This is a genomic window from Streptomyces sp. NPDC005195, assembly GCF_040608315.1.
Classification (GTDB): domain Bacteria; phylum Actinomycetota; class Actinomycetes; order Streptomycetales; family Streptomycetaceae; genus Streptomyces; species Streptomyces kaempferi.
Window position 1 is genome coordinate 127,580 of sequence record NZ_JBEXHZ010000010.1, and the last position, 26,314, is coordinate 153,893.

The following is a 26,314-nucleotide window of genomic DNA, read 5'->3' on the forward strand; positions in this document are numbered from 1 at the left end:
CGATCATGGCCGGATACGGGCGAACCGGCCGCCCGACGGCCGCCGCGGCCCTTGAGGGGAACCTGGATTGGAACCTGGACCGTGTCATCCGGGAGGATGGGGACCATGACCGCCCAGATTCTCGATGGCAAGGCCACCGCAGCCGCGATCAAGTCCGATCTGACCGTCCGTGTGGCGGCCCTGAAGGAGAAGGGCGTCACGCCCGGCCTGGGGACCGTCCTGGTGGGCGACGACCCCGGCAGCCAGAAGTACGTCGCGGGCAAGCACCGCGACTGCGCGCAGGTGGGTATCGCCTCCATCCAGCGTGAACTGCCCGCGACCGCCACCCAGGAGGAGATCGAGGCGGTGGTGCGGGAACTCAACGAGGACCCCGCCTGCACCGGCTACATCGTTCAGCTCCCGCTCCCCAAGGGCATCGACGAGAACCGCATCCTGGAACTGATGGACCCGGACAAGGACGCGGACGGACTCCACCCGATGAACCTCGGCCGCCTCGTGCTGAACGAGCCGGCCCCGCTGCCCTGCACCCCGAACGGCGTCCTCACCCTCCTGCGCCGCTACGGCGTGGAGATCAAGGGTGCCGAGGTCGTGGTCGTCGGCCGCGGGGTGACCATCGGCCGGCCGATGCCGCTGCTGCTGACGCGGCGCAGCGAGAACGCGACCGTGACCCAGTGCCACACCGGTACCCGGGACCTTTCCGCGCACCTGAAGCGCGCCGACATCATCGTCGCCGCGGCGGGCTCCGCGCACCTCGTCCGTGCCGAGGACGTGAAGCCGGGCGCCGCCGTCCTCGACGTCGGAGTCTCGCGCAGCGCCGAGGGCAAGATCGTCGGCGATGTCCACCCGGACGTCGCCGAGGTCGCGGCGTGGATCTCCCCGAACCCGGGCGGCGTCGGCCCGATGACCCGTGCCCAGCTTCTCGTCAACGTGGTGGAAGCGGCGGAGCGCAGTGTCGGCTGAGGGCGGCTCCGACAGGGCCGACTCCGCGTCGGCGGTACGGGAAGCGGAGGCAGTGGCGGAAGCCACCGTGCGGGCCGAGGGGTCCGCACGGGCGGAATCGGAAGGCGACGCGCGGGCCGAGGGCACCGCGCCGGGCGGGACGGGGGACCGGTCCGGGACCGGGGCCCCGGACGACGCCAGGTCCGCGGACGACGCGACGGTCGGGGACGACGCGCAGGCCGGGGACGACGCGCAGGCCCGGGAGGACGCCGGGGACGGGGACGCGGAGGACGAGCCCGGTGCGATCGACGCCGTGAGTGCCCCGGACGCCGAGGGGCGGCCGCGCCGCACCACCCGCCGCTTCCCGCTGTTCACGAGGGACACCGCGCGGCCCGAGGGCGGCGGCCGGGCGGCGTCGGGCGACGCCCCGGCACCGGCCCGCCAGTGGCCCATCCTGGCCGTGCTGTCTGCCGTCGGGCTCGGCCTGCTGCTGGTCGCGCTGGACGCGTTCCGGTTCGGCACGATCCTGATCGGGGCCGCCCTGCTGGGCGGTGCCGTGATGCGCTGGATGCTGCCCGACGTGGGCATGCTCGCGGTCCGTTCACGCTTCACGGACATGGTCACGTACGGGGTGCTGGGCCTCGCCATCGTGCTGCTGGCCCTGATGGCACAGCCCACTCCGTGGCTGGTGATCCCGTTCCTGGACGACACGCTGCACTTCACGGTCCGCTGAGCCCCCCGCGCCGTCCGCGCACGGCGCCGCGACCCGTCCTCTCCCCCGAGTAAGGACGGGCCGCGGCCGGGCGGCCGGGCCGCCCGGGGACAACCCTTCTGCACAGGAACGGGCGTTACAACAGCCGGTGGTCCGCTGTGGCACGGAAGTGACCGTTCCGCCATCGTGTCCGCGCCGCGTGACGGGAACCGTCCCACCGCCCGGCGCCGTCCCTCGCTCACGGGGAACGACGGAGGCGGACGAACGCCCCCGGAACGCCGCAGGAGGTGGGTGAGCGATGGGTGCCTGGCAGCCGCTGCCGGAGGAACTTCCCACGGAGGTACGGCACTTCGTCGAGCAGGTGCGGCTGCTCAAGGACAGCACCGGGCTGAGCCTGGTCGCGCTGGGCGCGCGCACCGCGTACAGCAAGTCGTCCTGGCAGCGGTACCTCAACGCGACCCAGCCGCCGCCCCGGCAGGCGGTCGCCTCGCTGTGCCGGGTCGCGGGTCTCCCGGACGCCGAGGCCGAACGGTTCGGCGTGCGCTGGGAGTTGGCGGTACGGGTCTGGCCCCGCGAGCCCGCGCCCTTACGCCTTCCCGTGGGCGGGCCCGTCCCCGGTGGAGGTGACGGCACGCACGACGGACGCGACAGACACGACGGACGCGACGGATACGACGGACACGGCGGCGTGCGGCAGGGCGTGGACGACCGTGCGGGCGCGAGCGGGTACGAGGAGGACCCCACGCTTCCGTGGTGGGACCTGCTCGACGAGGAACCCCCGCCCGGTCCGCGCACGGGACGTCTCCTCCTCTACGCGGCCCTGCTCGTTCTCGCGCTCCTCCTCGCCGCTGTCGCGGGTGCCGTCACTCTCGGGTGACCCGGGCACTTCCATGACCGGCGGGGTCGCTCCCGCGTTCCCGCTGTGCCAATGTCTTGACGGGTTCGATGATGCGGCCGGATTGGTCCCGGACGTCCCGTTGGTGTGAGCGGCCGGGACCGTCCCGCACGTCCCGCGCGAACGCCTGGAGCACATCCGTGCGGAGGTCGCGAGTCCGTTTGGCCGGGACGGGGGAAATGGGACACTGGGACCGCGGCCCGACGGGCGTGCGACGGCGCATGCTCCGGCCCGAACGCTCCTGTGCGCCCCGGTTCCGGGAACTGGGGTCCTGGCCGGACGCATCCCTGTGGGTAACCAGAACGGGGACTCGGCGGCGATGGGCCCCTTCCCCGCCCGCACGCGGGGGAGAGCCCGGGGGGAGCCGCGCGGGGGGAAATGTCAGGCACGCACGGGGGGAAAGAAGCAGGGGGGAAGAGCAATGCCTCGTTGGAAGGCCTTGCCGGATGAACTCGATCCGCAGGTCAAGGAGTTCGCTGTCCAGCTGCGCAGACTGGTCGACCGGGGCGGGCTGAGTGTGGCCGCCCTGGCCGACCGAACGGGCTACAGCAGGACGTCCTGGGACCGTTACCTCAACGGCCGGCTCCTCGCGCCCAAGGGCGCGATCGTCGCCCTGGCCGAGGTGACCGGGACCAGTCCCATTCATCTCACCACCATGTGGGAACTCGCCGAGCGCGCCTGGAGCCGTTCGGAGATGCGCCACGACATGACCATGGAAGCGATCCGCATCTCGCAGGCGCGGGCCGCGCTCGGGGAGTCCGGCGCGGCACCGGTGAACGGGAGCGGCGGCAAGCAGGTCCGCAAGGGCCGCGGCACGACCGTGACGCCCGGGATCGCGGGGCCCGCCGGTGTGGTGCCGTCGGTGCCGCCGCAGCCGACCCCGGCGGACGCGGAGGACTCGGCGTCCGGGGCCTCGCCCTCGAACGCGGGTGGTGCGCGCGGCGGTTCCTCGTCCGGAGGGACTTCGAAGGGCGGTGGCGGTGGCTGGGGGGCCGTCGCCACGCCGTCGTCCGGGGGCGCGGGGCGGTTCGGGCCGCCGGTGGCGGCGGGTCCGGCGAGGGCCGCCGCGTCCGCCGGTGCTTCGCCGGCGGGTGCCGCCCCACCCGTCGGAGCGGCGTCGGACGGAGCGGCGTTCGACGGGGCCCGGCGTAAGCGGCGGTTGACGATGTTCCTCGCGGGTGTCGTGGGTGCGCTCGTCGTCATCGCCGTGGCCGTTCTCCTCACGGGCGGTGGCGGCGACAAGAAGGACCAGGGCGCGGCCGGGACGCCCACGACGTCCGCCTCCGCCCATCCCGACCTGCCGGCCGGCGTGAAGTGCAGCGGCAGCGACTGTACGGGCAAGGATCCGGAGAACATGGGCTGCGGAGGGCAGTTGGCGACCACCCCCACCAGCATCACCGTCGGTACGACGCTCGTCGAGGTCCGCTACAGCAAGACCTGTGGCACTGCCTGGGCTCGCATCACGCAGGCCGTGGCCGGTGACTCGGTCGTGGTGTCCGCCGGCGGCGCGCCCGGGCAGACCGGTTCGGTGGACGCCGACACCGATGCGTACACGCCGATGATCGCCGTCAAGGATGCCGGTGAGGCCAAGGCGTGCGTGACGTTGAAGTCGGGGCAGCGGGGGTGTACGCGGTGAAGTAGGGGCTGGCGTGATGGAGGGTGCGGGGCTCGTCCTCAAACGCCGGACGGGCTGAAAATCCGCAGCCCTGGCCCGCACCAAGGGGGGAACTGGGGACAGGGGCGCTCGGGGACAGGGGCGCTCGGAAATCGGGAGGCATGGTTGCTCCCGGCCGGGGCAGGCGGACAGACAACCCCCACGGGATCCGGCGCCGTCCGGGAGGAACGGGACGTACACCCGTCCCGGACGGAACGCGGCGCCCCCTCGGCGGCCGCCGCCCCTCTCCGGGGCCGGCGGCCGCCCGTTCGGGGCCTCTGTGGGGTGGGCCACACGGGACCCGGCCATCGGGGGTATCGGATGCGCGATAGCCTGACGGCGGATCTCTCTTGACACCGAGAGATCGATCATCGGCACCTTTGATCGATCAACGCGGTGGACGCAGGGGACGATCCTGCACCCCGGGGCAGGGACGCCCCACCGCCAGCTGTCATACGGAGAACGCCATGACCCGCACTCCCGTGAACGTCACCGTCACCGGCGCGGCCGGCCAGATCGGTTACGCCCTGCTCTTCCGCATCGCCTCCGGCCAGCTGCTCGGCGCGGACGTGCCGGTCAAGCTGCGCCTCCTGGAGATCACGCCCGCGCTGAAGGCCGCCGAGGGCACCGCCATGGAGCTCGACGACTGCGCCTTCCCGCTGCTCGCGGGGATCGACATCACGGACGACCCCAACGTGGCCTTCGACGGCACGAACGTCGCCCTGCTCGTCGGCGCCCGCCCGCGCACCAAGGGCATGGAGCGCGGCGACCTGCTGTCGGCCAACGGCGGCATCTTCAAGCCGCAGGGCAAGGCCATCAACGACCACGCCGCGGACGACATCAAGGTCCTCGTCGTGGGCAACCCGGCCAACACCAACGCCCTCATCGCCCAGGCCGCCGCCCCGGACGTACCGGCCGAGCGCTTCACCGCGATGACCCGTCTGGACCACAACCGCGCGCTGACCCAGCTCGCGAAGAAGACCGGCACGGCGGTCGCGGACATCAAGCGCCTCACCATCTGGGGCAACCACTCCGCCACCCAGTACCCGGACATCTTCCACGCCACGGTCGCCGGCAAGAACGCCGCCGAGGTCGTGGGCGACGAGAAGTGGCTCTCCGAGGAGTTCATCCCGACCGTCGCCAAGCGCGGTGCCGCGATCATCGAGGCCCGTGGCGCCTCCTCCGCGGCCTCCGCCGCCAACGCCGCCATCGACCACGTGCACACCTGGGTCAACGGCACCGCGGACGGCGACTGGACCTCCATGGGTATCCCGTCGGACGGTTCGTACGGCGTCCCGGAGGGGATCATCTCCTCCTTCCCCGTCACCACCAAGGACGGGCAGTACGAGATCGTCCAGGGCCTGGACATCAACGAGTTCTCCCGCGCCCGTATCGACGCCTCCGTCAAGGAGCTCGAGGAGGAGCGCGACGCGGTCCGCGGTCTCGGTCTCATCTGAGCCCTCGCACCCCCGCCGCACCTCGCGGTACTCCACGCAGGCCCCGTCCGGGTTTCCCGGGCGGGGCCCGCGCCGTTCCTGTGCGATAAATGCGGCGGGGATGCCACACGACCCCTATGCTGTGACGCCGGACACACCAACGCGTGTGCGCAACACGGCAGTTCACGCCTCGGGGGAGCAGCGTTGACGCAGACATTCCAGTTGCCTCAGCAACCACGGCCACCACGGACCACGGTGTCCGGCGAGCCGGGTGTGCCGCCGGGGGCGAGTGAGGCGACGCGGCTGCTCTGCGCGGGCACCTACCTGGACGCGGGCTACCGCGACGCGGTGATCGAGGAGCTGTACGTCCATGAGGAGCGGCTCGCCGCACCCTCGCTCGGCCACGACGCGGCGCGCGTCCTGGCCCACGCCCTGCGCGCACGCCGGCTCGAACTGGGCTGGGCGGCCGCGATCCTGGGACTGTGGGCGGTGGGTTTCCCGCTCTCCGACTACCTGCTGGCCGCCCTCCTGTTCCCGTGCCTGGTGCTCGCCACCGCCTCCTGGATCCGGGGCGCGCAGCAACGCCCCCCGTGGTACCGGAGGTTCCCCGCCGGGTGGCTGCGCTGGAGTGGGCGGTTCCTCCTGATCTACGCCTCGGTCACGACGGTGCGCGCGGCGTTCGGCGTCGCGGACCAGCGGGAGCTCTTCGACCTCTTCGACGCCATCCTCCCCACGCCTCTGGCGACGGCACTTTTCGAGAACGGCGGGCTCCGCATCCAGCCGGTCAACGCCTGGTCCGCGCTGCTCGTCCTGCTGCTGGTGGCGGTGTGCGTCGCCTTGCAGCGCCGTCAGTTCGCGCGGGCGCTGGCGCACGAGCTGCACCCGGCGCGTTTCGGCGACATGGCCGCCGACCCCGCCGAACTCGCCGAGGGGCGGCGCTTCCAGCGGCTGCGGCAGCGCATCCGCGTCGAGCAGCACTCGCCCCTGGTGATGTACCACGCGGCGCACCCCTTCTGTGGCGCCGGGCAGGCGTACGACACCTGGAGTCTCGCCGTCGAGCTGCGGCCGGACCCGGAGCGCCGGGAGCCGCCGCTGCCCATCAACAACCGGGTGATCCTCGACCGCGTCCACGAGATGCTGGCGCGGTTGCGGCTGCCCTCGGCGCACGCCGGTGGCGCGGTCCGGGACCGGCTGCGCCGCCTGGAGATCGACGAGTGCGTGTTCCTGCCGGTGGCGGGGCTGCCCCGCAGGGACCTCGCGCCCTACCAGCAGGACGCGTTCGTCGTGCACAGCGCCGAGTCGGTCGAGGAGGGCGGCGAGACGCGCCGGCACTTCCTGCGGGCACGGGTCGGCGGCTGGGAGGAGGAGGTCGTCACCACCGTCTTCGTCCGCGTGCACACCCAGGGCGGCATGCTGATGCTGGAGATCGCCCCGCACGTCCTGCTGCCGGTGCGGGCCGACTTCGAGAACGCGGACCGCATCGCCCACCAGCACCGTCACAACAGCCCGCTGGGCAAGGCGGTGTGGGCGCTCGCCCGTACGCCTCGATCGGCACCTCTCGCGGCCGCGACAGTGGGCCGGGGAGTGGCCCTGACCTGGCGGATCCTCACCGCGGGCTACGGCGCGGCGATGCCGGACGGGCCCGCCCGGTCGGTGCGCGAGCTGGGCTCCGGGGACACCGCCTCGCTCTTCCAGAACATGGACGTCAACCGCTATCTCAAGTCGATCCAGGACCGGGTCGCGCAGGGAGTGCGGCAGGTTCTGAAGGACTCCGGCTACCGGACCGACGAGTTCGCCCAGAAGGTCGTCAACGTGAGCGGCGGCAGCACCCTGATCGAGAACGCTCAGGGGGCGTTCGCCCTCGGCGACAACAACGTCGTCACCAACAGGGCGCCGAGTACACCGAGTGCGCCGGGCGCGCCAAGTACGTCCGGTGCGCCGGACGCGTCGAACACACCGGGTGCACCAGGTACACCGGGTGCACCAGGCACACCACCAGGTACACCGGGCACACCGAACGGGGCGGGAGGGGATGGGAATGGCTGACGAGCAGGCCGCCGGAAGAGGATCCATCAACATCAGCGGTGTCAGCGGAGCCTTCGCGATCGGCGACGGGAACAACGTCGTCAATCAGCCGGGCGCCGGAGCGCCGCCATGCGACCCGGCGCACGAGGAACTGCTGCGCCAGGTGCGTGAGCTCCGCGCCGACCTCGGGCGGCTGGTCGCCAGCAGCCAGACGGCCGGGCTGGACACCGAACTCGCCGTGGCGCAGGCCGAGATCGAGGAGTCGGGCCGGGCGGGGCAGAGCCGGCTCACCCGGCTCCGGCAGGCACTCACGGACGCCGGCGCGCTGACCGGGCTGCTGGCCTCGGCGGGCGCGGTGGCCGAATCCGTCGCCGCGCTGCTGGGGAACTGACCGTGGGCGGCCAGGACGAGGTCCACTGGAACGCCGAGACGCAGAGCTGGGAGACGGGTGGCGCGCCACAGGGCCGCTACACCCCGCCGCCTCCGCCGCGCCCCGGCTCCGAGCCGGTCCACCCTCCCGGCCCCGTGCCTGTGTCCGGCCCCGCGCCCGCGCCCGGCCCGGCTCCTGTCCCGGGCCCGGGGGACGGGCCCGGCTCCGCCGACGATTCCGGCTCCGGCTCCGGTTCGACCACCGGCGCCGACTCGGGTTTCGACCAGCGGAGCCAGTACCCGGCCCCCGCCCTCTTCCCGGGCCCCGACCAGGGCGGTTACTACCCGGCCCATCCGGCCTACGCGACCCCGGGTCCTCCTCCCCCTCCCCCTCCCGGTCCCGCCTCGCGGCCCTCGGCGCGGCGCGTGGCCACGGTGCTGACCGCGGCCCTGCTCGTCGGCGGGGCGGCCGGGTTCGGCGGCTGGTACGTGTGGGGCGGGGACAGCGGCGGCACGCACAAGGACGCCGGTACCAAGGTGTCCACCGCGCCCACCGGCCCGAGCGCCCAGGAACCCACGCCCGCACCCAGCTCCGCCTCCACCCCCGCACCGACCCTGGACGCCACCTCCGCGTCCCCCTCGGCGAGCGCTGTCCCGGCCGGATACCACCGTGCTTCGAACGGCGAGTTCGGCATGGCCGTGCCGGACGGCTGGCAGCCGGAGACGCAGAACGGCAAGAACGGCGTCACGATCTACTTCTTCCGGGAGTCCGGCGGAGGTCCCCGCTATCTCCAGGTCTTCCGGGTCAGCGAGGACGACCCCACCCCGCGCGGCACGCTCACGGTGGCCGAGAAGGACCTCAGGAAACAGCTCCCGGGCTATCACCGCAACAGTCTCAGGACCGTGCCCGACGCCCGGGGCGAGGCCGCCGAGCTCGACTACTCCCACCCCAGCCAGAAGTGGGGCGTCGACGTGCGCACCCTGGACCGGGTCCTCCCGGCCGGCGGCGGTGAGCTGTACGTCGTCCTCACCTCGGGACCGGCCGACGCGTGGCCCGAGCAGCAGCAGATCCAGGGGGCGGCGGTGACGTCGTTCTGCCTGGCCGGCGTCTGCTGAACCAGGGCACCGGCCGCCAGGAAGCGGCTCCGGGAACGATCAGAGTCGCTTCTCGAACCAGTGAGCGGCGTAGACGTTGTCGTCGTACCGGGGGATCTCCTCGTATCCGCAGGCCCGGTACATCGACTGCGCCTCGGTGAGCACCTCGTGCGTGTCGAGCCGTACGACCGCGCAGCCGCGTCCGGCGGCCTCCTGCTCCAGCCCGACGAGGATCCGGCGCGCGAGACCCAGCCGCCGGGCCTCTGGTCGCACCCATACATGGCGGATCTCGCCGACCCCGGGCTCCAGGAGCCGCAGCGCCCCGCATCCCACGGGACGCCCTTCCTCGTACGCGACCAGGAAAGCGCCCGAGTCCCCGGACACCTCGGCGGGCCGTACGAGGGCGGCGGGGTCGAACCCTTCCGGGAACCGCTCGTCGATGTCGGCGGCGTACCGGGCGAGGCAGTCGCGCGCGTCGTGCGAGGCGCCGTCGACGGCCTCGACGGTGATGCCCGCCAACCGCAGCAGCCGCTCGGCGGCGCGGATGGCGGCGGTGAGCTGGTCGCGTTGCCGCTCGTCGAGTCCGCCGAGCAGGCCTCCGGCGAGCGCGTCGGCCCGCCGGTTCTGCTCCTCGACCTCGTCACGGCCGGCCGGCGTGAGCTCCGCGACCCGTAGCCGGCTGTCCTCGGCCGGCACGCTCACCCGAACCAGCCCCTGCGCCTCCAGCGCCCGGACCATCCGGCTCAGATATCCGGCGTCCAGGCCGAGCCGGTTCCGCAGCTCGCGCAGCGACACCCCGCTCCCGATCTCGAACAGCAGCCGTGCCTCGCCGAGCGGCCGGTCCTGTCCGAGGTAGCGGTCGTCCAGGACTCCGATGCGGCGGGTGAAGTACCGGTTGAAGCGCCGAAGCGCCCGCACGTCCTCCGCCGACACTGTCTCCGTCATTCTTTGACCTTAGTCAAAGAAGAGGGGAGGGGGAGGAAGGCCGGGCGGACCACCCCGCGTGCGCCGTTTCTGATCACGTTTCTTCCGATTTTTCAGTGACACAGCGCACTTATGGTCACCGATCGTGCATGCAATCCGGGCCGGGGGGCATGCGCTCCCGGTCCCCGAGAGTGACATGTGTGTGACACAGGGGAACGGATCAGGAACGGAAGGCAGCACCGACCATGGCCGGACACCGGGCTCAGCAGGCAGAACAGACCCTTCATGTGGGCGGGGAGTGGCGCGCGGCCGCGTCCCGCGCGACCCGCGAGATCCTCGATCCCGCGGATGCGAAGCCGTTCGCCGTGGTCGCGGAGGGCGACGAGAAGGACACCGACGCGGCCGTGGCGGCCGCGCGCGCCGCCTTCGACGCGGGCCCGTGGCCGCACACCCCCGTCGCCGAGCGGGCCGCACTGCTGCGCCGCGTCGCCGGCCTCCTGGTCCGTGACCGTGAGGAGCTCGGGCTGCTGGAGAGCCGGGACGCGGGCAAGACGGTCGAGGAAGGGCGCGTCGACATCGACTGCGTCGCGGACGCCTTCCGGTACTTCGCCGACCTCGTCGTGGGGGAGGGCGGCGGCCGGGTCGTCGACGCCGGGTCCGAGGACGTCCACAGTGTCGTCGTGCACGAGCCGGTCGGCGTCTGCGCGCTGATCACGCCCTGGAACTATCCGCTGCTGCAGGCGAGTTGGAAGATCGCGCCCGCGCTGGCCGCCGGGAACACCTTCGTGGTCAAGCCGAGCGAGATCACGCCGCTGACGACGGTCGCGCTGCTGCGGCTGCTCGTCGAGGCCGGTCTGCCGGCCGGGGTCGCCAATCTCGTCACCGGACCGGGGCACACGGTCGGTGCCCGCCTGGCCGAGCACCCCGACGTCGACCTCGTCTCCTTCACCGGCGGCCTGATCAGCGGGACGAAGGTGGCCAGGGCCGCCGCCGACACCGTCAAGAAGGTCGCCCTCGAACTCGGCGGCAAGAACCCCAACGTCGTCTTCGCGGACGCCTGCGCGACGGACGAGGACTTCGACACGGCCGTCGACCAGGCGCTCAACGCCGCCTTCATCCACAGCGGTCAGGTCTGTTCGGCGGGCTCCCGTCTCATCGTCGAGGAGTCCGTGCGCGAGCGCTTCGTCGCCGAACTCGCGCGCCGGGCCGGGCGGATCAGGCTCGGCCGCGGCACCGAGGAAGGTGTCGAGTGCGGCCCGCTCGTCTCCGAGCGGCAGCGGGAGAGGACCGAGGCGTACGTCGCCTCCGCGCTGGCGGAGGGTGCGGTGCTGCGGGCCGGCGGGCAGCGTCCCGAACCCTCCGGCAGCAGGCCCGCCACCGGCTACTTCTACGAGCCGACCGTCCTCGACCAGTGCCACCGCGGGATGAAGGTGGTCCGCGAGGAGGTCTTCGGACCCGTCCTGACGGTGGAGACCTTCCGCACCGAGGAGGAGGCCGTCGCGCTCGCCAACGACACCGAGTACGGGCTCGCGGGTGCCGTCTGGACGTCCGACGCGGGCCGCGCCCGCCGGGTCGCCGGACGGCTGCGGCACGGCACCGTCTGGATCAACGACTTCCACCCCTACCTCCCGCAGGCGGAGTGGGGCGGCTTCGGCAAGAGCGGTGTGGGGCGCGAGCTGGGCCCGGCGGGCCTCGCCGAGTACCGCGAGACGAAGCACGTCTACCAGAACCTCGCGCCCAAGCCGGTCCGCTGGTTCGCGGGCTGACCCCAGTGCCGCAACCCCCCACCGCACACAGCACCCTGGAGCCCGACCACATGCACGAGAACACGTACGACTACGTCGTCATCGGAGGCGGAACGGCCGGTTCCGTGATCGCCTCCCGGCTCACCGAGAACCCCGACGTCACCGTCGCGGTCATCGAGGGCGGCCCGAGCGATGTCGGCCGCGAGGACGTCCTCACCCTGCGCCGCTGGATGGGCCTGCTCGGTGGCGAACTCGACTACGACTACCCGACCACCGAGCAGCCCCGCGGCAACTCGCACATCCGGCACAGCCGGGCCCGGGTGCTGGGCGGCTGCTCCTCGCACAACACGCTCATCGCGTTCAAGCCGCTGCCCTCCGACTGGGACGAGTGGGAGGCCGCCGGCGCCGAGGGCTGGGGCGCGGTGCCGATGGAGGCGTACTTCGCGCGGCTCCTCAACAACATCGTCCCGGTCGACGAGAAGGACCGCAACGCCATCGCCCGCGACTTCGTGGACGCCGCCCGGTCCGCGCTGGGCGTGCCCCGCGTCGAGGGCTTCAACCGGCAGCCGTTCACCGAGGGCGCCGGCTTCTTCGACCTCGCCTACCACCCCGAGAACAACAAGCGCTCCAGCGCGTCGGTCGCCTATCTGCACCCGGTGATGGACGAGCGGCCCCACCTCACGCTGATGCTGGAGACATGGGCGCACCGGCTGGAGCTGGCCGGGACGCGCGCGACGGGCGTGCACGTGCGCACCAAGGACGGCGAGGAGATCCTCGTACGGGCGAGGCGGGAGGTCGTGCTGTGCGCGGGCGCCGTGGACTCGCCGCGGCTGCTGCTGCACTCCGGCATCGGACCGGCCGCCGATCTGGAGGCGCTCGGCATACCCGTCGCCCACGACCTGCCCGGCGTCGGCGAGAACCTGCTCGACCACCCCGAGTCCGTCATCGTGTGGGAGACGGACGGCCCCATCCCCGAGAACTCCGCGATGGACTCCGACGCGGGCCTCTTCGTGCGCCGCGACCCCGGACAGGCGGGCCCCGACCTGATGTTCCACTTCTACCAGGTCCCGTTCACCGACAACCCGGAGCGGATCGGCTACGAACGCCCCGCGCACGGCGTCTCGATGACCCCGAACATCCCCAAGCCGCGCAGCCGCGGGCGGCTGTACCTGACGAGCGCCGATCCGGCGGCCAAACCCGCCCTCGACTTCCGCTACTTCACGGACGAGGACGACTACGACGGCCGCACCCTCGTCGACGGGATCCGCATCGCCCGCGAGATCGCCGCGACCGAGCCGCTCGCGGGCTGGCTCAAGCGTGAGGTGTGCCCCGGCCCGGACGTCACGGGTGACGAGGAACTGAGCGCGTACGCACGTCAGGTCGCGCACACCGTGTACCACCCGGCGGGCACCTGCCGGATGGGAGCGGCGGCGGACACCGACGCCGTGGTGGACCCCGAACTGAGGGTGCGCGGCCTCGACGGCCTCCGCGTCGCCGACGCGTCCGTCTTCCCGACGATGCCCGCCGTGAACCCGATGATCGGGGTGCTCATGGTCGGGGAGAAATGCGCCGAGCTGATCGGGGGCGGTGCGTGATGAGTACGAGCGCCAGTAGTAGCGCCAGTAGCGTCGGTATCACCAGTGGCCCCGGCAGCCCCGTCTTCTCCGTCGACGGCCTGTGGAAGGTCTTCGGGCCGAAGCCCGAGCGGGTCCCCGCCGATCCCGGACTCGCCGCCCTCACCCCCGCCGAACTCCGCTCCCGCACCGGCTGCACCGCCGCCGTCCGGGACGTCGGTTTCGACGTGCGCAAGGGCGAGGTCTTCGTCGTCATGGGCCTGTCCGGCTCGGGCAAGTCCACCCTCGTACGGTGTCTGACCCGGCTGATCGAGCCGACCGCGGGCACGATCGCCATCGACGGCGAGGACGTACGCGCCATGGACCGGGCCCGGCTGCGCGAACTGCGCCGGCACCGCGCCGCGATGGTCTTCCAGCACTTCGGCCTGCTCCCGCACCGCTCCGTCCTCGACAACGTCGCCTACGGCCTGGAGATCCAGGGCGTCGGCAAGGCGGAGCGCCGCGAGCGCGCCGCCGCGGTCGTCGCCAAGGTCGGCCTCGAAGGCATGGAGCAGCGCAGGCCGGGCCAGCTCTCCGGCGGCCAGCAGCAGCGCGTCGGGCTCGCCCGGGCTCTCGCCGTCGACCCCGAAGTGCTGCTCTTCGACGAGCCGTTCAGCGCGCTCGACCCGCTCATCCGGCGTGACATGCAGGAGGAGGTCGTCCGTCTCCACCACGACGAGGGCCGCACGATGGTCTTCATCACCCACGACCTGAACGAGGCCCTGCGCCTGGGCGACCGCATCGCCCTGATGCGCGACGGCCGCATCGTCCAGCTCGGCACGCCCGAGGAGATCGTCGGCTCACCCGCCGACGACTACGTCCGCGAGTTCGTCCGGGACGTGCCGCGCGAGCAGGTCCTGACGGTGCGTACGGCGATGCGGGCCGCGTCCGCGGACGAGGCCGCACGGGGCCCGGCGGTGGCACCGGAGACGACCGTCTCGCAGGCCATCGAGGCGGTGGCGCGCTCCGGCGGCCCGGCCCGCGTCATGGAGAACGGACGCTGCCTCGGGGTCGTGGACCCGGCGGCACTGCTCGGGGTGGTGGCGGGGACGGACTCCGCGGCCCGCGGTGAGGAGGTGACCTGAGATGGCCGCCGTCACCGCGACCGTCGGGCACACCGGCGTCTCCGCCCTGTTCAAGAGCGCCACCCGGCACCGCGCCGTGGCCAAGATCCTGCTGCTCGCCGTCGCCGCGGCCGTCCTCGCCCCGGTTCTCGACTCCCGCTGGGGCGGCGGGACCTGGCCGCACGCGCTGACCGTCGACCTCGCCGCGCCCCTCGGCAGGACCAGCGAGTGGATCATCGACAACCGGGACAGCCACCCGCTGTTCCTGTACTTCTTCGGCTACGTCAGCAACGCCGTCGTCCTCTGCGTACGCGCCGTCTATCTGGTGCTGCTCGCGGCGGGCTGGGCCGGCGTCACCGTCGCCGCGGGGCTCGTCGCCTGGCGGGCCGCCGGCATCCGGCTCGCGCTCGGAACGGCCGCCGCCTTCCTCGCCTGCGGGCTGCTCGGCATGTGGGTGCCCACCCTCCAGACGCTCGCGCTGATGGTGGTCGCCGTCCTCGCGTCCGTCGCCCTCGGCGCGCTGCTCGGCCTCGCCGCCGGACTCTCCGACCGCACCTACCGCGCGCTGCGCCCGGTCCTCGACACCATGCAGGTGCTGCCGGCGTTCGCCTACCTGCTGCCCGTCGTCCTGGTCTTCGGCATCGGGGTCCCCGCCGCCGTCCTCGCCACCGTCGTGTACGCGGCGCCGCCCATGGCCCGTCTCACCGCGCTCGGCCTGCGCGACGCCGACACCGGTGTGATGGAGGCCGTCACCTCGCTCGGCGCCACGGCCCGGCAGCGGCTGCTGACCGCCCGCCTCCCGCTGGCCCGCAAGGAACTCCTGCTGGGCCTCAACCAGACGATCATGATGGCGCTGTCGATGGCCGTCATCGCCTCCGTCATCGGCGCGGGCGGCCTCGGCGACCGCGTCTACCAGGCCCTCGCCTCCGTCGACGTGGGCGCCGCGCTCGCCGCCGGCATCCCGATCGTGCTGCTCGCGGTCGTCCTGGACCGGGTGACCGGCGCCGCGGGCGAACGGCTCGGCACCCGCACCGGGGGAACCGCCCTGCTCTGGGTGTACGCCCTCACCGCGGCCGTCGCCGTGGCGCTCGCCGGACGTCTCACCGGCCGGCTCGACTGGCCCGGCACCTGGACCCTGCACATCGCCGAGCCCGTGAACCGCGTCGTCGGCTGGATGACCGACCACCTCTACTCCGGAGTCCCCTACCTCGGCGGCACCGCCGACTGGGCCGGCCACTTCACCACCTGGGTCCTGGACCCCCTCCGCGACGGCCTCCAGGCGCTGCCCTGGTGGTCGGTCCTGCTGATCGTCGCCGCCCTCGCCTGGCTGATCGGCACCTGGCGCACCGCCCTCACCGCGGTCCTCGCGATGGCCGCGATCGGGGTGCTCGGCGTGTGGAAGCCGTCCCTCGACACGCTCTCGCAGGTGCTCGCGGCCGTCGCCGTGACCCTCGTCCTCGGTTTCGCGACCGGCGTGGCGGCGGCGCGCAGCGAGCGCGTCGAACGGCTGCTGCGGCCCGTCCTCGACGTCTTCCAGACCATGCCGCAGTTCGTGTACCTCATCCCGGTGGTGGCGCTGTTCGGTGTCGGCCGCGCGCCCGCCGTCGCCGCGGCCGTCGTCTACGCGCTGCCCGCCGTGGTCCGCATCACCACCCAGGGCCTGCGGGCCGTCGACCCCGCCGCGCTGGAGGCGGCCCGCTCGCTCGGTGCCACCGGCGCCCAGCAGCTGCGCCAGGTCCAGCTCCCGCTGGCCCGGCCGGCACTGCTGCTCGCCGTCAACCAGGGTGTCGTGCTGGTCCTCGCCGTCGTCATCATCGGCGGTCTGGTCGGCGGCGGCGCGCTCGGCTACGACGTCGTGTTCGGCCTCGCCCAGGGCGACCTGGCGACCGGCCTGGTGGCCGGAGCGGCGATCGTCTGCCTCGGCCTGATGCTCGACCGGGTGACCCAGCCGTCCCGGCGGCCCACGAAGAAGGGAGCGTGACATGCGAGTTCGTACGATGTCACTGACGGCCGGTGTGTCCGCGCTGCTGCTGACCGGCTGCGGCGCGGCCGACATGACCCAGCAGGCCTCGCCCTTCGCGGGCGCCCAGGGCGCCGGGACCGTGACCCTGTCCGTGCAGTCCTGGGTGGGAGCGCAGGCCAACGTGGGTGTCGCCCAGTACCTGCTGGAGCACGAGCTCGGCTATCGCGTCGACACCGTGCAGGTCGACGAGGTCCCCGCGTGGGACGCGCTCAGCCAGGGCCGGGTCGACGCCATCCTCGAGGACTGGGGCCACCCCGACCAGGAGAAGCGGTACGTCGAGGACAAGAGGACGATCGTCCCGGGCGGCGGGCTGGGGGTCACCGGGCACATCGGCTGGTACGTGCCCACGTACTTCGCCCGGCAGCACCCGGACGTCACCGACTGGAAGAACCTGAACAAGTACGCCGGCCGGCTGCGCACCGCGGAGAGCGGCGGCAAGGGCCAGCTGCTGGACGGCTCCCCGTCGTACGTCACCAACGACAAGGCGCTGGTCGGCAACCTGAAGCTGAACTACCAGGTGGTGTTCGCCGGTTCGGAGGCCGCGCAGATCACCCAGATGAAGCAGTTCGCGAAGGAGAAGAAGCCCTTCCTCACGTACTGGTACTCACCCCAGTGGCTCTTCGAGAAGGTCCCGATGACGGAGGTGAAGCTGCCCGCCTACAAGGAGGGCTGCGACGCGGACACGGCGAAGGTCGCCTGCGCCTATCCGCACACCCCGCTCCAGAAGTACCTCAACACGGACTTCGCGAAGAACGGCGGCAAGGCGGCGGCCTTCCTGAAGAAGTTCAAGTGGACCACCGGGGACCAGAACGAGGTCTCCCTGATGATCGCCAACGAGAAGCTGTCGGCCCAGGAGGCGGCGAAGAAGTGGGTGGACGGCCACGCGTCGACCTGGCGGGCGTGGCTGTCGTGACCCCGGTCGCCTCAGCCCCGTGACGAGCTCCGTGGCGCCGCCGCCGCCGCTGTCACCGTCACCGCCGCCGTCAGCTGTACTGTCCCGGCGTGTAGTGGCCGGGCACGAGCCGGCAGGTCACCCCGAACCGGTTCCACGCGTTGATGACCGTGATCGAGGCGATCAGCTGCGCCAGCTCGGCCTCCTCGAAGTGCCGGGCGGCGCGCGCGTAGACCTCGTCCGGCACGAAGCCGTCGGTCAGTACGGTGACCGCCTCCGTCAGCTCGATCGCCGCGAGCTCCTTCTCGGTGTAGAAGTGCCGGGACTCGTCCCACGCGCCGAGCTGCACGATCCGCTCGACGCTCTCGCCCGCGGCGAGCGCGTCCTTGGTGTGCATGTCGAGGCAGAACGCGCAGTGGTTGAGCTGGGAGGCACGGATCCGCACCAGCTCGCCCAGCTTCGGGTCGAGCCCCTGCTGGGCCGCCGTGTCGAGCCGGACCATGGCCTTGTAGACGTCGGGGGCCAGCTTGGCCCAGGCCAGCCGGGGGCTGTGCTCGGGGGCGTACTCCTCGGTGGTGCCGGTGCCGGTCGCGGTGTCGGTGGGGGCTTCGTTCGTCGTCATGCCTCGACCCTACGAACAAGGCAGCCCAGGAGTATGGTCCATTTCCATGGTGGAATCCTGGGCCACTTTCGGAATCGACCTCCATGTCGAGCCGACCGGATCGGGTGTCCGCAAAGGGCTGACGGACGCCCTTCGGGAGGCGGTCCGCGGCGGCCGGCTGGCGCCCGGCACCCGGCTGCCCTCCTCCCGCTCCCTCGCCGCCGACCTGGGCATCGCCCGCAACACGGTCGCGGACGTGTACACCGACCTGGTGGCGGAGGGCTGGCTCACCGCACGCCAGGGCTCGGGCACGAGCGTCGCCGAACGTCCGGTGCCCGCGCCGGCGGCCGCCCCGGAACCGCGCCGCGCCCGCTCCCGGCCGGTGTACGACCTGAGCCCCGGCACCCCGGACCTGTCCTTCTTCCCCCGCGCGGCCTGGCTGAAGGCCTCCCGCCGGGCTCTGGCGACGGCCCCGAACGACGCCCTCGGCTACGGCGACCCGCGGGGCCGGGTGGAACTGCGCACCGCCCTGGCCGGCTATCTGGCCCGGGCCCGCGGAGTCCGCGCCGACCCGGAGCACATCCTGATCTGCGCCGGTTTCGCGCACGGGCTGATGCTGCTCGGCCAGGTGCTGCGCGAACGGGGAGCGCGGGCGCTGGCCGTGGAGCCGTACGGGCTGGACACGTACTGGGACCTGCTGGAACGAGCCGGCCTGCGGACACTGCCGCTCGGCTTCGACGAACTGGGCACGCGCACGGAGGAGTTGACGGCCGGTGACCTGCCCGGGGCGCGGGCGGTGCTGCTGACCCCCGCGCACCAGTTCCCGATGGGGGCGCCGCTGCACCCCGAACGGCGGGCCGCGGTGGTGGACTGGGCGCGGCGCGGCGGCGGGCTGATCCTGGAGGACGACTACGACGGGGAGTTCCGCTACGACCGCCAGCCGGTCGGCGCGCTCCAGGGCCTCGACCCCGACCACGTGGTCTACCTGGGCACGGCGAGCAAGTCCCTGGCCCCGGGCCTGCGGCTGGGCTGGCTGGTGCTGCCGCCGTCGATCGCGCCGGAGGTGGTCGCGGCGAAGGGCTGGGCGGACTGGTCCTGCGGGGTGCTGGACCAGCTGACACTGGCGGAGTTCCTCACCTCGGGCGCGTACGACCGGCATGTCCGCGCGGCCCGCCTGCGCTACCGCCGTCGTCGGGACGCGCTGGTGGCGCGGCTGGCGGACCGGGCCCCCGGGGTCCGGGCGACCGGGATCGCGGCAGGTCTGCACGTGGTGCTGCGACTCCCGCCGGACACGGAGCGGCCCGCGCTGCGGGCGGCGGCCTGGCACGGGCTCGCCGTCCACGGACTGGACCGCTACCGCCACCCGGACTCGACGGCCGGGCGGCCGGACGCGCTCGTGGTGGGGTACGGGACACCACCGGACCATGGGTGGGCCGGGGCGCTGGAGGCACTGTGCGCGGCCCTCGCCTCCGCCGGCGGATAGCCCGGAACCGCCGTCGGGGCGGAACGGCTCACCGCCGAGCCGAGCCGTGCCGAACTGAGCCGAACTGAGCTGAGCCGTGCCGTGCCGTGCCGAGCTGAGCTGAGCCGTGCCGAGCTGAGCTGAGCTGAGCCGTGCCGTGCCGTGCCTAGCTGAGCCGTGCCGTGCCGTGCCTAGCTGAGCCATGCCGGGGTCGGGGTCGGGGTCGGCGACGGGTGGCGTCCGCGCCGCAGCCCGCCGGCCCCCGCTCGAGACAGTCGAAGACGCTAGCCCGGACTGTGCGCGGGGGCCGCCCGGCCCGCTCTCCCGTCACCCCGTCAGGCCTCCTCCACCGGGGCCTCCCCGAACCGCGCCAGGGCCAGCGCCCCGGCCACCGCCACCAGGAACCCGAGCACCGCCAGCCACTCCAGCCCCTCCCGCGTACGGTCACCCAGCCACACCACTCCCACCAGCGCCGGCCCGATGGTCTCGCCGATCACCAGGCCCGCGGTCGCCGTCGTCACCGAGCCGCGCTGCAGTGCCGTGGTCAGCAGCAGGAACGCGGCACCTCCCCCGACCAGCAGCGCGTACACCGCCGGATTGCGCACCAGCGTTCCCGGCGCGAGGTCGTCGATCAGCCGCACGGACACCTCGACCACCCCGAACCCGAAGCCGGCCCCCAGCCCGAGCACCAGCGCCCGCCCGCGCCCCGACAGCCGCCCGCCCACCAGCCCCAGCAGCAGCACCAGCACCGCGGTCCCCAGCATCACGTACTTCAGCGTCATGGAGCCCGCCCGGTCCCCCTCGGCCCCGGACGCCAGCCCGAGCATCCCCAGCCCCGCGCACACCACCCCCACCGCCGCCCACTCCGACCCGCTGAGCCGCACCCTCAGCAGCCGCGCCGCCACCACCGCGGTCACCGCGAGACTCGACGCCAGCGCGGCCCCCACCGCGTAGATGGGAAGCGACCGCAGCGCCGCGATCTGGAACACGAAACCGAGCCCGTCCAGCGCCAGCCCCGCGAGATACCGCCACTGCCGCAGTGCCCGCAGCAGCAGCGCCGCGTCCCCGCCCGGACCGCCGGTGCCGCCGCCGGCGCCGGCCGCCGTCCGTGCGGCGATCGCCTGCAGCACCGTCGCCGTACCGAAACAGACCGCCGCACCAAGCGCGCACATCATTCCAAAGAGCACGAAGTGACTGTAGGGGAAGCCGAATCGAAGGGGCCATCGCGTAGCGGCCGCGACCGGTCTCTACGCTGAGTGCCGGCGCCGAGCCGGACGAACTCATCTGGACCACGGGGGGACCTCACATGGCGGACACACGACGGCGACTGCGCTCCGGCACGGTCGTGCTCGGTGGCATGGGACTGCTCGCGGCGACCCTCACCGCCTGCTCCTCGGACCCCGACAAGCGCTGTGTCGACCGCGACAGCTACCAGGCGGTCAAGGGCTACAAGGTCGTCGCGGACAAGAGCTGCACGTCCACGAAGTCCGCCACGCACGGCACGTGGTACTACGGGGGCGACAAGAAGAGCAACTGGGTCGACGGCGGCTCGTTCACCAAGCCGGGCAAGGGATCGGGCTCCTCCGGAGGCAGCCACGGCCACGGCGTGGACCGGGGCGGCATCGGCGGCGGCAAGGGCGGGAAGGGCGGCTCCGGCGGCTGAGCGCCCCGACGCCACCGACCCCGTACCGCCCAGCACCCGATCGGACACCTGACGCCGTGGAACGCCGTCTCCTCGAACCCCGCCCCGACTGGCAGCAGACCGTCGAGCGGCAGGGCCTCATCTACCCGCTGACCCGCTACCCGGACGACTCCCTGCGCCCCTACTGGGACGAGAGCGCGTACTACGCCTTCTCGCTCCCCGAGGTCGAGGCCCTGGAGGACACCGTCGCGGAACTGCATCGCATGTGCCTCGCGGCGGCCGGGCACATCGTCGCCGAGAACCGCTTCGCCGATCTCGGCATCACCGACCCGAGGGTCGTCCGGGCGGTCACCGAGGCCTGGCACCGCCGTGCCGAACTCCCCTCCCTCTACGGCCGCTTCGACCTGCGCTACGACGGGACGGGCCCCGCCAAGCTGCTGGAGTACAACGCGGACACCCCGACCTCGCTCGTCGAGGCCGCGAGCCCCCAGTGGTTCTGGATGGAGGATCGTTTCCCCGGCGCCGACCAGTGGAACTCCCTGCACGAACGCCTCGTCGCCGGCTGGCGGAAGCAGGCCGCCCTCCTCCCGCCGGGCAACCCCCTGTACTTCGCGCACTCCGCGGAGGACGAGCTCGGCGAGGACCTGATGACCGTCGCCTATCTGAAGGAGACCGCCGAACAGGCGGGCCTCGACACCGACTGGATATCGGTCGAGGAGATCGGCTGGGACCCCCTGTCCGGCCGCTTCGTCGACAACCGGCTCCGCTTCATCCGCGCCTGCTTCAAGCTCTACCCCTGGGAATGGCTCACCACCGACCGCTTCGCCGGCCACGTCCTGGACACCCTCGACAACGGCGGCGGTACGGGCTCGACGATGTGGATCGAGCCCGTCTGGAAGATGCTCCTCAGCAACAAGGCGCTCCTGGCGATCCTCTGGGAGCTGTACCCGGGCCACCCCAACCTGCTGGCCGCCCACCTCGACGGCCCGCGGGAACTGGCCGCCACCACGGGGTACGTCGCCAAGCCCCTGCTCGGCCGCGAGGGCGCCGGCGTCACCGTCCACGAACCCGGCGCCGACCCCGTCCCGCGGGACGAACCCTGCTGCTACCAGGAGCTGGCCCCGCTGCCCTCCTTCGACGGCCACCGCGTCGTGCTCGGCGCCTGGGTGGTGGAGGACGAACCGGCCGGACTCGGTATCCGCGAGTCGGCAGGCCTGATCACCGACGAGTACGCCCGCTTCCTGCCCCATGTGATCGTCTGAGGTTGTCCGGTGATCACCGGACAACCTCAGACGCCCAGCACGCCACGCAGCTGTGCCAGCCCCCAGTCCAGGTCGTCCTTGCCGATCACCAGTGGCGGGGCGATCCGGATCGTCGCCCCGTGGGTGTCCTTGACCAGGACGCCCCGGTCCATGAGCTGCTCGGAGACCTCACGGCCCGTCCCGTACGCCGGGGCGATGTCCACACCCGCCCACAGCCCGCGCCCGCGGACCCCGGTCACCCGGCCCGTGCCGGCCAGCAGCCCCAGCTCCCGGTGCAGATGGGCCCCCAGCTCCGCCGCCCGCCGCTGGTACTCGCCCGTCCGCAGCATCGCGATCACCTCCAGGGCCACCGCGCAGGCCAGTGGATTCCCGCCGAACGTGGACCCGTGCTCGCCGGGCCGGAACACGCCGAGCACCTCACCGCTCGACACCACCGCCGACACCGGCACGACCCCGCCGCCGAGCGCCTTGCCCAGCACGTACATGTCCGGCACCACACCCTCGTGCTCGCACGCGAAGGTCTTCCCGGTCCGGCCCAGACCCGACTGGATCTCGTCCGCGACGAACAGCGCGTTCCACTCCCGTGTCAGGGCCCGCACCTCGGCGAGATAGCCGGCCGGCGGCACCACCACCCCGGCCTCGCCCTGGATCGGTTCCAGCAGCACGGCGACCGTCTCCTCGGTGAGCGCCGCCCGCAGCGCGCCCGCGTCGCCGTACGGCACGATGTCGAAGCCCGGCGTGAACGGACCGAAGTCCGCCCGCGCCGCCGGGTCCGTGGAGAAGCCGACGACGGTCGTCGTGCGGCCGTGGAAGTTGTCGGCCGCCACCACGATCCTCGCCCTGCCGTCGGGAACGCCCTTGACGCGGTATCCCCACTTCCGGGCCGTCTTCAGGGCCGTCTCCACCGCCTCCGCGCCCGTGTTCATCGGCAGCACCATCTCCATGCCGCACAGCTCCGCCAGCTCCGCGCAGAAGGCGGCGAACCGGTCGTGGTGGAACGCCCGGGACGTCAGCGTCACCCGCTCCAGCTGCGCCTTGGCCGCGTCGATCAGCCGCCGGTGGCCGTGCCCGAAGTTCAGCGCCGAGTAGCCGGCCAGCAGGTCGAGATAGCGCCGGCCCTCGACGTCCGTCATCCAGGCGCCGTCCGCCGTCGCCACGACGACCGGCAGTGGACGGTAGGTGGGCGCGCCGTGCGCGTCGGCGGCGGCGATGAGCTGTTCGGTGAGGGTCACGGAGTCTCCGTCTCCTGCGGCACCAGGGCCTTCCTCCCATCGTCGCTCGCCGGGGGCGCGGGCGGCGAGCGCGCGCCCCCGGCGTCGCGTGGCCCGTGATCCGGCGTGCCCGGTAGGGTGACCGGCGGAGCCGTGACTGGCGCGCTGGGATGGGACCGACCATCGGGGAGCGGCTCCGTGAACTGTGTGCCGTGCGCCTGGGCCGACCCGTGAACGCCGAACGCCACGTCCGGAGGCCGTCATGTCCCAGCCCCTGTCCACCGAGTCCACCGCCTTCCGCAGCGCCCTCGACGTGATCCGGGCCGTGGAGCCCCGCGTCGCGGACGCCATCGGCCAGGAAGTCGCCGACCAGCGCACCATGCTCAAGCTGATCGCGTCCGAGAACTACGCCTCCCCGGCCACCCTGCTGGCCATGGGCAACTGGTTCAGCGACAAGTACGCCGAGGGCACCGTCGGCCGCCGCTTCTACGCCGGCTGCCGCAACGTCGACACCGTCGAGGCCCTCGCCGCCGAGCACGCCCGCGAACTCTTCGGCGCCGAGCACGCCTACGCCCAGCCGCACTCCGGCATCGACGCCAACCTCGTCGCCTTCTGGGCCGTCCTCGCCGCCCGCGTCGAGGTCCCGGCCCTCGCCAAGGCCGGCGTCCGCAACGTCAACGACCTCTCCGAGGCCGACTGGGCCGAACTGCGCCAGGCCTTCGGCAACCAGCGCATGCTCGGTATGTCCCTGGACGCCGGCGGTCACCTGACCCACGGCTTCCGCCCGAACATCTCGGGCAAGATGTTCGACCAGCGCTCCTACGGCACCGACCCCGCCACCGGCCTCATCGACTACGAGGCCCTGCGCGTGTCCGCCCGCGAGTTCAAGCCGATGATCCTCGTCGCCGGATACTCCGCCTACCCCCGACTGGTGAACTTCCGGATCATGCGGGAGATCGCCGACGAGGTCGGCGCGACGCTGATGGTCGACATGGCCCACTTCGCCGGTCTCGTCGCCGGCAAGGTCCTCACCGGCGACTTCGACCCGGTCCCGCACGCGCAGATCGTCACCACCACCACCCACAAGTCGCTGCGCGGCCCGCGCGGCGGCATGGTCCTGTGCGACGAGTCCCTCGCCGAGCAGGTCGACCGCGGCTGCCCGATGGTCCTCGGCGGCCCGCTCCCGCACGTCATGGCCGCCAAGGCCGTCGCGCTCGCCGAGGCCCGCCGTCCCGAGTTCCGCGAGTACGCCCAGGCCGTCGTCGACAACGCCCGCGCCCTCGCCGAGGGTCTGATGCGCCGCGGCGCCACCCTGGTCACCGGCGGCACCGACAACCACCTGAACCTGATCGACGTCGCCTCCTCCTACGGCCTCACCGGCCGCCAGGCCGAGTCCGCGCTGCTCGACTCGGGCATCGTCACCAACCGCAACGCCATCCCCGCCGACCCCAACGGAGCCTGGTACACCTCGGGCATCCGCATCGGCACGCCCGCCCTGACCACCCGTGGTCTGGGGACGGCCGAGATGGACGAGATCGCCGGCCTGATCGACCGCGTCCTCACCGTCGCGGAGCCCGGCACCACCGCCAAGGGCAGCCCGTCCAAGGCCCAGCACGTCCTGGACCCGAAGATCTCCGACGAGATCTCGCACCGTGCCACCGATCTGCTGGCCCCCTTCCCGCTGTACCCGGAGATCGACCTCGGCTGACCCTCCCCGTGGGCCGGGCCCAGCCTGCCCTACAGGTCGATCAGTTCCTGCCGTGGTTCCCGCGGCGGTCCGGCAGTGTCACGCCGGGCCGCCGCGCGGCGTATCAGAAGGGTGCCGCCCGCGCCGCCGAGCAGGCCCATCGCCAGTCCGGTCACCGCCCACCGCGCGCACACGCCCGGACCGGCGGCCCGCGCCGCCGGGGACACCTCCGGGGCTCCCGGACCGAACGGACCCCCGCGCTCCACCAGCCGGTCGAACACCGAGCGGGGCGCCCGGTGCCAGCGGACGTCGTCGTCCGCCACGTCAGGCGAGGGATCCGACCGCACCCAGACAGTGCCGTCCGGCGTCAGGAACACCTGGTCCTCACGCTCGATGGCGACGTCCCCGCCGGGTGCCCGGCTCGTCTGCGGCCAGCCTCCGACGCCCGTCATCCCCCAGATCACGGTGGCGCGCACCGGCGGATAGCCGCCCGCCGCCCATGCGTCGGGCACTGTCTCCGTCCCCGTGAACCGGGGTGCGAGCAGGCGCCAGAGCGGAGCGAAGTCCCGGTCCCCTGAGCGCACGAGAGTGGTGTGCCCGGTGCCTCCGGCGACGACCAGGGCCATGTCCGGTGTGTCGGCCCGCGCGGCCATCGCGCCGGGAGCCGAGGCCAGGGCCGGCGAGGCGCCGAGTGCGACCGGCACCAGCGACACCAGGAGCGGCAGCCACCCCCGCGTACGCCCGCCGCGCCACCACTCGGCCCGCCACCACTCGGCCCGACCCCATCGCGGCCACTCCGCCCGCTCGCCCCCGCACCCCGCGCCCTCATCGCGGCGCCGTTGCATCCTCGGAGCCCGCCGTCCCGCCGCGCCGTCACCCCGGCGCTCCGTCCCCCTGTTCCGCCCTCCCGCCCGAGGGGCCGGCCCGCCCGCCCGTCCCCCTCGGCTGCCCGTACGCAGGACCCGCCACGTCATCCGTCCCCCCGACCCTCGTAGGCCCGAACCGCCCCCACATCCATTCCCCGGCCCCGAGCCGATGCGCGCGCCGGCCGCCGGTCCTGGTA

22 protein-coding genes and 1 riboswitch are annotated in these 26,314 nt (G+C 73.0%); of the genes, 17 read left to right on the forward strand and 5 right to left on the reverse strand.

From position 1 onward, the window contains the following. Positions 1–105: 105 nt before the first annotated feature. The 8 genes from ABZV34_RS14375 to ABZV34_RS14410 all read left to right on the forward strand — a co-directional run bounded on the left by ABZV34_RS14375 (position 106) and on the right by ABZV34_RS14410 (position 9,146). The gene (locus tag ABZV34_RS14375) at positions 106–960 is read left to right on the forward strand and encodes a bifunctional methylenetetrahydrofolate dehydrogenase/methenyltetrahydrofolate cyclohydrolase (protein WP_168531814.1); all 855 of its coding nucleotides are present in this window, start codon (positions 106–108) and stop codon (positions 958–960) included. Positions 961–1,012: 52 nt separating this feature from the next. Beyond that, positions 1,013–1,672, forward strand: coding sequence for a DUF3017 domain-containing protein (locus tag ABZV34_RS14380; RefSeq protein ID WP_356274997.1), 660 nt, complete (start codon positions 1,013–1,015; stop codon positions 1,670–1,672). 277 nt (positions 1,673–1,949) lie between these two features. Beyond that, positions 1,950–2,528, forward strand: coding sequence for a helix-turn-helix transcriptional regulator (locus tag ABZV34_RS14385; protein ID WP_356274999.1), 579 nt, complete (start codon positions 1,950–1,952; stop codon positions 2,526–2,528). Between the two features lie 439 nt (positions 2,529–2,967). Beyond that, positions 2,968–4,182: an XRE family transcriptional regulator gene (locus ABZV34_RS14390; protein WP_356275001.1), complete on the forward strand. Its 1,215-nt coding sequence runs from the start codon at positions 2,968–2,970 to the stop codon at positions 4,180–4,182. 485 nt (positions 4,183–4,667) lie between these two features. Further along, on the forward strand, positions 4,668–5,657 hold the full coding sequence (locus tag ABZV34_RS14395) for a malate dehydrogenase (protein WP_356275004.1): 990 nt from the start codon (positions 4,668–4,670) through the stop codon (positions 5,655–5,657). A 183-nt stretch (positions 5,658–5,840) separates the two neighbouring features. Continuing rightward, positions 5,841–7,682 carry a hypothetical protein gene (locus tag ABZV34_RS14400; RefSeq protein WP_356275007.1) on the forward strand — a complete coding sequence of 614 codons (1,842 nt, stop codon included), beginning with the start codon at positions 5,841–5,843 and terminating at the stop codon, positions 7,680–7,682. Continuing rightward, positions 7,675–8,052, forward strand: a complete 378-nt coding sequence (locus tag ABZV34_RS14405; protein WP_356275010.1) for a hypothetical protein — start codon at positions 7,675–7,677, stop codon at positions 8,050–8,052. Before ABZV34_RS14400 ends, ABZV34_RS14405 begins: the two co-directional genes overlap by 8 nt. 2 nt (positions 8,053–8,054) lie before the next feature. Continuing rightward, positions 8,055–9,146: a hypothetical protein gene (locus tag ABZV34_RS14410; RefSeq protein ID WP_356275013.1), complete on the forward strand. Its 1,092-nt coding sequence runs from the start codon at positions 8,055–8,057 to the stop codon at positions 9,144–9,146. A gap of 39 nt (positions 9,147–9,185) precedes the next feature. On the opposite strand, the gene ABZV34_RS14415 is transcribed toward ABZV34_RS14410, so the two are convergent. Then, complete coding sequence (locus tag ABZV34_RS14415) at positions 9,186–10,070, reverse strand: helix-turn-helix domain-containing GNAT family N-acetyltransferase (protein WP_356275016.1); 885 nt, start codon at positions 10,068–10,070, stop codon at positions 9,186–9,188. A gap of 224 nt (positions 10,071–10,294) precedes the next feature. Between ABZV34_RS14415 and ABZV34_RS14420 the strand changes: the two genes are divergently transcribed. The 5 genes from ABZV34_RS14420 to ABZV34_RS14440 are packed head-to-tail and all read left to right on the forward strand — an operon-like array spanning position 10,295 to position 17,407. Next, complete coding sequence (locus tag ABZV34_RS14420; protein ID WP_356275019.1) at positions 10,295–11,815, forward strand: aldehyde dehydrogenase family protein; 1,521 nt, start codon at positions 10,295–10,297, stop codon at positions 11,813–11,815. A 50-nt stretch (positions 11,816–11,865) separates the two neighbouring features. Then, complete coding sequence (locus ABZV34_RS14425) at positions 11,866–13,389, forward strand: GMC oxidoreductase (RefSeq protein ID WP_356275022.1); 1,524 nt, start codon at positions 11,866–11,868, stop codon at positions 13,387–13,389. Next, a complete protein-coding gene (locus ABZV34_RS14430) occupies positions 13,389–14,492 on the forward strand; it encodes a glycine betaine/L-proline ABC transporter ATP-binding protein (RefSeq protein WP_356275025.1) in 1,104 nt (367 codons plus the stop codon). The genes ABZV34_RS14425 and ABZV34_RS14430 overlap by 1 nt, the downstream gene beginning before the upstream one ends. A 1-nt stretch (position 14,493) precedes the next feature. After that, positions 14,494–16,452, forward strand: a complete 1,959-nt coding sequence (locus ABZV34_RS14435) for an ABC transporter permease subunit (protein WP_356275028.1) — start codon at positions 14,494–14,496, stop codon at positions 16,450–16,452. 1 nt (position 16,453) lies between these two features. Further along, positions 16,454–17,407: an ABC transporter substrate-binding protein gene (locus ABZV34_RS14440; protein WP_356275031.1), complete on the forward strand. Its 954-nt coding sequence runs from the start codon at positions 16,454–16,456 to the stop codon at positions 17,405–17,407. A 70-nt stretch (positions 17,408–17,477) separates the two neighbouring features. Here the strand turns inward: ABZV34_RS14440 and ABZV34_RS14445 are convergent, their stop codons facing one another. Continuing rightward, positions 17,478–18,008, reverse strand: coding sequence for a carboxymuconolactone decarboxylase family protein (locus ABZV34_RS14445; RefSeq protein ID WP_356275034.1), 531 nt, complete (start codon positions 18,006–18,008; stop codon positions 17,478–17,480). A gap of 46 nt (positions 18,009–18,054) precedes the next feature. On the opposite strand from ABZV34_RS14445, the gene ABZV34_RS14450 reads away from it, so the two are divergent. After that, complete coding sequence (locus tag ABZV34_RS14450) at positions 18,055–19,470, forward strand: PLP-dependent aminotransferase family protein (protein ID WP_356275037.1); 1,416 nt, start codon at positions 18,055–18,057, stop codon at positions 19,468–19,470. A 314-nt stretch (positions 19,471–19,784) separates the two neighbouring features. Here the strand turns inward: ABZV34_RS14450 and ABZV34_RS14455 are convergent, their stop codons facing one another. Beyond that, positions 19,785–20,624: a hypothetical protein gene (locus tag ABZV34_RS14455; protein ID WP_356275239.1), complete on the reverse strand. Its 840-nt coding sequence runs from the start codon at positions 20,622–20,624 to the stop codon at positions 19,785–19,787. A gap of 131 nt (positions 20,625–20,755) precedes the next feature. Here ABZV34_RS14455 and ABZV34_RS14460 point away from each other — a divergent pair, with 131 nt between their 5' ends. Then, positions 20,756–21,112: a hypothetical protein gene (locus ABZV34_RS14460; RefSeq protein WP_356275040.1), complete on the forward strand. Its 357-nt coding sequence runs from the start codon at positions 20,756–20,758 to the stop codon at positions 21,110–21,112. 56 nt (positions 21,113–21,168) lie between these two features. Then, positions 21,169–22,353 carry a glutathionylspermidine synthase family protein gene (locus ABZV34_RS14465; protein WP_356275043.1) on the forward strand — a complete coding sequence of 395 codons (1,185 nt, stop codon included), beginning with the start codon at positions 21,169–21,171 and terminating at the stop codon, positions 22,351–22,353. A 26-nt stretch (positions 22,354–22,379) separates the two neighbouring features. Here ABZV34_RS14465 and rocD read toward each other — a convergent pair whose 3' ends face one another. Then, a complete protein-coding gene (gene rocD, locus ABZV34_RS14470) occupies positions 22,380–23,585 on the reverse strand; it encodes an ornithine--oxo-acid transaminase (protein ID WP_356275046.1) in 1,206 nt (401 codons plus the stop codon). 122 nt (positions 23,586–23,707) lie between these two features. Beyond that, positions 23,708–23,795, forward strand: a riboswitch (ZMP/ZTP riboswitch). A gap of 31 nt (positions 23,796–23,826) precedes the next feature. On the opposite strand from rocD, the gene ABZV34_RS14475 reads away from it, so the two are divergent. Further along, positions 23,827–25,272, forward strand: a complete 1,446-nt coding sequence (locus ABZV34_RS14475) for a glycine hydroxymethyltransferase (protein WP_356275049.1) — start codon at positions 23,827–23,829, stop codon at positions 25,270–25,272. 29 nt (positions 25,273–25,301) lie between these two features. On the opposite strand, the gene ABZV34_RS14480 is transcribed toward ABZV34_RS14475, so the two are convergent. Next, entirely contained in the window at positions 25,302–26,096 is a 795-nt protein-coding gene (locus tag ABZV34_RS14480; RefSeq protein WP_356275051.1) for a hypothetical protein, read from the reverse strand. Positions 26,097–26,314: the final 218 nt, after the last annotated feature.

Excerpts from the sequence above, each read along its gene's own strand:
- ABZV34_RS14450 (WP_356275037.1), top strand. The coding sequence starts at position 18,055 with ATGGTGGAATCCTGGGCCACTTTCGGAATCGACCTCCATGTCGAGCCG.
- ABZV34_RS14455 (WP_356275239.1), bottom strand. The coding sequence starts at position 20,624 with ATGATGTGCGCGCTTGGTGCGGCGGTCTGTTTCGGTACGGCGACGGTG.
- ABZV34_RS14430 (WP_356275025.1), top strand. The coding sequence starts at position 13,389 with ATGAGTACGAGCGCCAGTAGTAGCGCCAGTAGCGTCGGTATCACCAGT.
- ABZV34_RS14480 (WP_356275051.1), bottom strand. The coding sequence starts at position 26,096 with ATGCAACGGCGCCGCGATGAGGGCGCGGGGTGCGGGGGCGAGCGGGCG.
- ABZV34_RS14390 (WP_356275001.1), top strand. The coding sequence starts at position 2,968 with ATGCCTCGTTGGAAGGCCTTGCCGGATGAACTCGATCCGCAGGTCAAG.
- ABZV34_RS14440 (WP_356275031.1), top strand. The coding sequence starts at position 16,454 with ATGCGAGTTCGTACGATGTCACTGACGGCCGGTGTGTCCGCGCTGCTG.
- ABZV34_RS14435 (WP_356275028.1), top strand. The coding sequence starts at position 14,494 with ATGGCCGCCGTCACCGCGACCGTCGGGCACACCGGCGTCTCCGCCCTG.
- ABZV34_RS14395 (WP_356275004.1), top strand. The coding sequence starts at position 4,668 with ATGACCCGCACTCCCGTGAACGTCACCGTCACCGGCGCGGCCGGCCAG.
- ABZV34_RS14425 (WP_356275022.1), top strand. The coding sequence starts at position 11,866 with ATGCACGAGAACACGTACGACTACGTCGTCATCGGAGGCGGAACGGCC.
- ABZV34_RS14445 (WP_356275034.1), bottom strand. The coding sequence starts at position 18,008 with ATGACGACGAACGAAGCCCCCACCGACACCGCGACCGGCACCGGCACC.
- ABZV34_RS14460 (WP_356275040.1), top strand. The coding sequence starts at position 20,756 with ATGGCGGACACACGACGGCGACTGCGCTCCGGCACGGTCGTGCTCGGT.
- ABZV34_RS14375 (WP_168531814.1), top strand. The coding sequence starts at position 106 with ATGACCGCCCAGATTCTCGATGGCAAGGCCACCGCAGCCGCGATCAAG.
- ABZV34_RS14420 (WP_356275019.1), top strand. The coding sequence starts at position 10,295 with ATGGCCGGACACCGGGCTCAGCAGGCAGAACAGACCCTTCATGTGGGC.
- ABZV34_RS14385 (WP_356274999.1), top strand. The coding sequence starts at position 1,950 with ATGGGTGCCTGGCAGCCGCTGCCGGAGGAACTTCCCACGGAGGTACGG.
- ABZV34_RS14475 (WP_356275049.1), top strand. The coding sequence starts at position 23,827 with ATGTCCCAGCCCCTGTCCACCGAGTCCACCGCCTTCCGCAGCGCCCTC.
- ABZV34_RS14415 (WP_356275016.1), bottom strand. The coding sequence starts at position 10,070 with ATGACGGAGACAGTGTCGGCGGAGGACGTGCGGGCGCTTCGGCGCTTC.
- ABZV34_RS14405 (WP_356275010.1), top strand. The coding sequence starts at position 7,675 with ATGGCTGACGAGCAGGCCGCCGGAAGAGGATCCATCAACATCAGCGGT.